The sequence below is a fragment of the Acinetobacter lwoffii genome (assembly GCF_024129595.1).
GTDB classification, from domain to species: Bacteria; Pseudomonadota; Gammaproteobacteria; order Pseudomonadales; family Moraxellaceae; genus Acinetobacter; species Acinetobacter lwoffii_O.
In genome coordinates, this window is the sequence record NZ_JAMXXS010000098.1 from 1 (window position 1) to 688 (window position 688).

The window sequence follows — 688 nt, forward strand, 5'->3', positions numbered from 1 at the left end:
GGCACTGTTGCAAATAACCACGAATGGTAAGCTGAAGACTGTTTTAGCTAAAGGTGCAGCATATGAATCCTTTCCATGGTCGGCATTTTCAGGGCGAAATCATTCTTTGGGCTGTGCGCTGGTATTGTAAATATGGCATTAGCTATCGTGAACTGCAGGAAATGCTGGCCGAACGGGGTGTGAATGTTGATCACACGACTATTTACCGTTGGGTTCAACGTTATGCTCCTGAAATAGAAAAACGTTTACGCTGGTATTGGCGTAATCCTACAGATCTGAGCTCGTGGCATATTGATGAAACCTATGTAAAAGTGAATGGACGATGGTCTTATCTGTATCGTGCAGTCGATCAACGTGGCGATACCATTGATTTTTATCTTTCTTCTAGACGTAATACCAAATCAGCATATTGTTTTCTTGGAAAAATTTTAAATAATGTGAAGAAGTGGCAAATTCCACAAGTGATCAACACGGATAAAGCACCCACATATGGACGTGCTTTATCACGGTTAAAACGGGAAGGTAAATGTCCACCAGACCTTGAGCACAGGCAGATTAAGTATAAAAATAACGTGATTGAATGTGATCATGGCAAGCTAAAGCGGATCATCAGGGCCACATTAGGATTCAAATCTATGAAGACGGCTTATGCCACAATTAAAGGTATTGAAGTCATGCGTGCACTACG

General features: G+C 41.6%; 1 protein-coding gene. It reads left to right on the plus strand.

Going from position 1 to position 688, the window contains the following annotated elements:
• Window positions 1-62: 62 nt before the first annotated feature.
• On the plus strand, window positions 63-688 hold a 626-nt coding region (locus tag NI466_RS15815; protein WP_253174010.1), incomplete at its 3' end, for an IS6-like element IS1006 family transposase.